The organism is Nodosilinea sp. LEGE 07298 (assembly GCF_015207265.1).
GTDB lineage: Bacteria > Cyanobacteriota > Cyanobacteriia > Phormidesmidales > Phormidesmidaceae > Nodosilinea.
The window spans coordinates 1-5,610 of the sequence record NZ_JADEXE010000367.1 but is presented as its reverse complement, the minus strand read 5'-3'; the positions used below and the strand labels follow the sequence as shown (position 1 = coordinate 5,610).

The window sequence follows — 5,610 nt, the reverse complement described above, 5'->3', positions numbered from 1 at the left end:
ATATTATCGTCGGCAGCGTCGCCATCCACTGCTGCCCCTGGCCATCGAGGGCCACAAACTGCTGCCCTGCCCCCAGCCGCAGTACCCGATACAGGTAATGCTGCTGGCTGCTGCTGAGGCGCAGGTGGTCAGCCACCACCTGACTCGGCTCAACCATTAACCGCTGCACTGTAGATCTCCCCCGCCAAGTTAATCTTGCAAACATTCATTGGGTTAGGACAGGCTCGACGCAGGGGCATTGCATGCAATGCCTCCACCAGAAAATTCTGCCTTTGAAAGTGTCCTAGCTAAATCAATCGTTGCAACATCTTATTCCTCATCACATGGAACCGGCAAAAACTAAGGCCTCCGCCCGAAAGCTGGAGGCCTTAGTTTTTTAGATGTTTCAGTATAGTACGTACCCTATAAGAGCCTTAGCGGCTCATAACTACCATAGGAGAATCTACGTAAAGAATGAATAAGCCGTTTGTGAAGCTTCTTCCAAATTTTGTCGGTATTTACTTAGTACTCGACCAAGCTAATTGTGACAGGATCTAACTGCTTAGGGTTTAGGGTTCAGGGTTTAGGGTTCAGGGTTTCAGGTTCAAGGTTTCAGGTTCAAGGTTTCAGGTTCAGGGCAGGCCTTGAACCTTGAACCCTAAACCCTGAACCCCTCCAACCTGTCACCTTTGATTTGGCAGAGCAGCCATTTAGAGCCCCAAAACCCCAACCTCGTGCTGGCGGGGCACGATGTCTAACACATCGAGCTGGGCGCAGTACTGGAGGTCGGCTTCGTTGTTGAGGCGCAGCAGACGCTGACCGTGGCTGGCGTAGTGCATCAGGTCGAGTAGCTGATCCTGCCACTGCAGGTAGAGGCTAACGGAGGCGATCGCCGCGTCATTGCCAGCCAAATCTTTAAAGGTTTGCCCTGTTGCCGCAATTATCCCGTGAATAATCGCTCCGGCGCAGACGGTGTCTTCTAGCGAGTAAGTGCCCTCCCAACCCGAGCCGACTAGCCACACGACCTCTGGGTTTTGGTTGAGCAGAAACTTGACTACGGCCTGGCGGGTGGTGAGGGCGGCGGTGATCACCGTGGGAACATGCTCAATGCGCTTGAGGCAGCGGGTACCGTTGGTGGTGCTCATAAACAGGCGCTTGCCCTGCGATTTTTCGGGGGAATGATCTAGCGGCGAGTTGCCCAGGTCACAGCCGTCTACTGTGCCGCCGCCCCGTTCGCCCGCCCGCAGGCGCTGGTCGGCAGGCCAGGTTTCACTCACCCTCAGCAGGCTATCGATATCGCTAAAAACTTGAATGGCCTCGGCCCCCGCTGCTAGGGCCGCCGCCATAGTGGTAGTCGCCCGCAGCACATCAATGGCGATCGCGCAGTCTGGGCTACCCTGTTCAGGGACTTCTTCAGGCGTGTGGAATAGGAATAACTTCACGGTTTAGGGGTTTGTTTAGAACTTAAGTTACCAGAACCTGGGTCGCCAAACTTGAATTACCGAATTTGGCTGGCCAACAACTCATTCTATGCGGCTAGTTGCCCCATTTTTGAAAAAAAAGGAGCACCCTGAGGCACTCCTTGATCTGTGATTCTGCCGTTAAGCAATCGGGCAGCCTAGGGCAGCCACTCCAGCACCGCTTCGTCTTTGGTGTTGGTGCGGCGCGAGGGGGTAGCGCGATCGAAGGTCATGTGGATGGCGCGAGTTTGCTCGCCATCGGCCGCTACCGCCATAATTGGATAGTCAATGTTGCCGTCTTGGAAAGACATTTGGAACCGGAAGGTGCCATCGGAGTTGAGCTTGATTGGCTGTCCACCGATGGTGACGGTGGCATCGGGTTCGGTAGCCCCGTAGACAATCAGCTCAGCATCGGCTACCAGCCAGAACTTTCGAGGCCGAATCGGCGGAGCCGAAGCCGAGAAACCTGCCCCCGACATGGTGAGCCCGGCTCCCGACATGGTGAATCCGGCTCCCGACATGGTGAGTTCGCCAAAGGCACCGATGCCCGACATGGTGGGCACACCTGCACCTGCTCCAGGCACAGCCCATAGCCCCGCCCCTGAGGGAAAGACGTAGGAGCTGACCGCTTTCTCGGGAGCCATCGACGCCGGTACGTGCTGCATGGAGCCAAACAGCGAACCCGCCACACGCTGGGCCTCAGCCGACTCGGTCATAGCGAAGATGCTGTCGTAGATGGCGTTGGCGCTCTCGGCAGCGCGCTGGCTGGGGTGTTTGAGGGTGGCTAAGGTCTGACCGTGCAGGTCGGCCTGCCAGTCGACGGTCAGAAACTGGTCTTCGACCCAGTCGGAGGGGTAGACCGGGGGAATGTGGACGGGCAGCGATCGCGCCAGCACTAGCCAGCGGCCGTCGTTGCAGAGGTAGCCAATTTCGGCCACGTAGTCGCGATCGCTAACCGGAATGGGCAGGTACCATTCCCGCGCCATTTCATCGCACTCGTACTGCTGCAAACTGTGGGGAGTCTGAGAATAAAAGTTGATGTCGGTAACATCGTAGAAGCGCAGAGCTAGTCGTGAGCCACCCTGCCGCCGCAGCTCATCTTTGTGAGTGTGGGGAATATCCCAGTAGGCGTAGGCCCACTGGGGGTCGCGGGGCATGAGCACAATTCGGCTTTCGCCATAGCCACTGGGCAAATCTGCCAGACCCTCATCCACCGAGGCCAAGACCTCAACTGAGGGAGTAGCCGGAACGCTGTAGGAAGGTTTTGGCGTAGAGGGTGCAGCCGCCATAGTAGGAGGTGCTGGGACTGCCGGAGTGGGAGCCGCCGGAGTGGGAGCCGCTGGAACCGGAGCTGCCGCAGTCCCTGTGCCACGCTTGGCATCGATCGCTTGAATAGCCGCAATCAGCTCGGTTTTGCGCATCCGGCTGTAGCGAGACACCTCGTATTCGCTCGCCACCTTGCGGAGCTGGCGCAGGGTCATTTCTTCCAGAGGCAGACGGGGCGATGACATAGAGCACTCTCCATATAAAGAATTGAAGACCAGGACGACAGATAAATGAGCTTCGGCAACGGGACAGCAGCAGGGTCGGTCTAACCCGCCACACGTACGGACCGATCCCGCGCCCCGGCCCAAGCAATATCTCTAAGCCTCAGCGCCCAGCAACCGAGCGTCTGGCTTCAGGTGGGGATCAACCGTTGGTCTGTAGCATGACAAAAACAATCGCTGGGATCAAGCCCCCCACAAGGCTTTTCTAGCTCGTTTAGCGAGAAAGCAAGGGTTCGGGGATCGGTATGTCATAAAATCCTGACAATTTGATCCCCGTGTGTATTATTACGTCAGGACTTTTTAATATTTTGGTGCGGTTGTAGGACTCAAGGCGGCGATCGCATCCCTGCCTGCCCCAGATCTGATCGGGTCTAATCTGGGCGACATCCCCTGCTAAAGTTTGGGGATGCGATCGGCACTAATGCAGCCTCTCGCCAGTCGTTAGAACCTCTTATTCATCCTGAACGCGCCGCTTTTTACCCCCAATAGCCCGTCTATGACCTCTGATCCTGCTGCTCCTCCTAATTCCGATGCCTCGGCGGCAAAAGGCAGCCGCATCATCAGTCGCCTGCTGCCGCCTGCTATTCGGCTGTGGCTGCAGACCCAGCTCGACCACATCGAGGGGCTAGAGTTTGCTATTGACGGCAAAGATCGGCAAATTTTGGCGGGCTACCTGCCGAGGGTGACGGTGGCGGCTCGTCAGGCGGTATACCAGGGGCTGCATGTCAGCCAGGTGGCGGTCAGCGCCGCCGATATTCGGGTCAACCTGCCCCAGGTGCTGCGCGGAAAAGCCCTGCGGCTGCTGCAGCCCTTTCCCGTAGACGGGCAGGTGACGGTGTTAGCCGATGACTTGCGCGCGTCGCTCCAGTCACCTCTGCTGGGGCAGGGGTTGCGCGATGTGCTAAAACTGCTGCTGGCCGGGGCCACAACCGCCCAGGGCGTTCCCCTCGATCGCTGGCTCGATAACGGCGAGACGGCTGCGGAGGTAGACATTACCCTGGATACCGATCGCCTCACCCTGCGCTGGCCGGGAGCAGGGCCAAGCCAAGACAGCCTGGAGCTAGCGCTGGGGCTGGCGATGCGGGAGGGCCGCTGGCTGTGTTTGCGTCAGCCAGTAGCAACAGTGCGATCCGCTACTGGCGAATCGCCTGCGCCAATTAGGCTCGACGAGATTGACTTTGACCTGGGGCCAGAGGCGGATATTCGCCAGTTAGTGGTTACCCCCACCGGCATTGACCTGGAGGGTATGGTGCGGGTCATTCCCGCCGATTAGACGACAGGCTCTACTGCACCCGATCGCTATCCCCCGGCTCTTGCCCTGGCTTTTTTCTCAGGCAGATTGCGGGGCGGCACCGCTCGACCTTCATAAAAGCGGCGTTCTAAAACGCCTAGGCCCGCCCAGGTGGCAGCGGTACCCAGGGGCAGCAGGGCAAGCAGGATAGCGGTTAATCCAGTAAGGCTACCGATTGCGATCGCGATCGGCAGCAGCGACCACCCCACCGCGCTTACCCCCAGCAGTCCCCAGCGCAGCGTTTTAATCCGGGCCAGAGCCGTGCGGCAGCTGTGGCAGTGCTGGGTGTGAGACTGGTAGCGATCGAGCAGGGCCGTCTGCGTCCAGGCGGGGGCGAGGCTCTGCCCAGGGAATGGGTCGGCCTCAAAATCGCTGACCCAGTTGCGAAAGGCCAGCACGTAGCGATCGGCCTGGGTGGGCAGGTAGCAGGCCTGGGCATAGGGGCGATTGGCTTGCTCTAGCTCGCGCTCTTGAAGATGCAGAAAGATCTGGTCGTCTTCGAGTACGCCGTTATTGCCGATGTGGCTGTACCAGCGGGGGGTAAGGCCGATGACCGTGGCAGGAATTTTAGACGAAAACTTAAACGGAAAGCGGGCAAATAGCCGACACTCACCCTTGCGAATGGGAGTGGCGTAGACCACAGTCATAGTGCGGCCAAACTGCTTTGAGGTCAGGTCGTGGTACATCAGCCCCGGAGCCACAAAGGTGGTGTGCTGAGTGCCCAGGCTGCCCTTGCGGGGGCCTTCGGGCCATAGACCGCGAAAGCCCTGCTTACCCGACTCCACCACATCCATCACCATTGGGGCGGCATTTTCGCGCTTGCCTACGGTTTTGTGGTGGGTGTAGGGAATGTGGCTAGCATCCAGCACGTTTTCGAGCAGGGTGAGGGCGTCGTAGGGCAGGTCGCGAAAGGTGTTGAGCACCACCCAGCCGTCGGGGTCTTCATCCACGGGGCCAACGATGGGCACCTCCACCTGGGGCGCATTTTCGGCTTTGCCGGGGTAGACAAACAGCAGTCCCTGGGCGATCGCAGTGGGCATAGACCCAACACAGGCCCGCGACGACTGGTTGCCCTGGCCGTCGACTGACTGCTGCGGAATGTGGGTGCAGGTGCCGTCGCCCGCAAAGGCCCAGCCGTGATAGGGGCACTCTAGCTCGCCATCTTCATTGATGCGCCCCTCCGACAGGGGAGCAAGGCGGTGGGGGCACTTGTCTTCAAACACGCGCCAGGTCTGGCCTTTAGCATCCCACCAGATCACGATACCCCGCTCCAGCAGGGTAAACCGGGTGGGGGTAGCCGGGTCTAAGTCATCCAGGTAGGCGACGGGATACC

5 protein-coding genes are annotated in these 5,610 nt (G+C 59.0%); 1 reads left to right on the top strand and 4 read right to left on the bottom strand.

What is annotated here, in order from left to right; all coding sequences use genetic code 11:
• The 3 genes from IQ273_RS35535 to IQ273_RS29435 all read right to left on the bottom strand — a co-directional run.
• Positions 1–157: RNA methyltransferase PUA domain-containing protein (locus IQ273_RS35535; protein WP_313898295.1), on the bottom strand; the 157-nt coding region annotated here is incomplete at its 3' end.
• Between the two features lie 532 nt (positions 158–689).
• Complete coding sequence (locus tag IQ273_RS29440) at positions 690–1,421, bottom strand: 2-phosphosulfolactate phosphatase family protein (RefSeq protein ID WP_194026665.1); 732 nt, start codon at positions 1,419–1,421, stop codon at positions 690–692.
• 176 nt (positions 1,422–1,597) lie between these two features.
• Complete coding sequence (locus IQ273_RS29435) at positions 1,598–2,950, bottom strand: DUF4912 domain-containing protein (protein WP_194026664.1); 1,353 nt, start codon at positions 2,948–2,950, stop codon at positions 1,598–1,600.
• 532 nt (positions 2,951–3,482) lie between these two features.
• On the opposite strand from IQ273_RS29435, the gene IQ273_RS29430 reads away from it, so the two are divergent.
• Positions 3,483–4,259 (top strand): DUF2993 domain-containing protein, encoded by a 777-nt coding sequence (locus tag IQ273_RS29430; protein ID WP_194026663.1) that lies wholly within the window; start codon positions 3,483–3,485, stop codon positions 4,257–4,259.
• 26 nt (positions 4,260–4,285) lie between these two features.
• Here IQ273_RS29430 and IQ273_RS29425 read toward each other — a convergent pair.
• Positions 4,286–5,610: Rieske 2Fe-2S domain-containing protein (locus IQ273_RS29425; RefSeq protein ID WP_194026662.1), on the bottom strand; the 1,325-nt coding region annotated here is incomplete at its 5' end.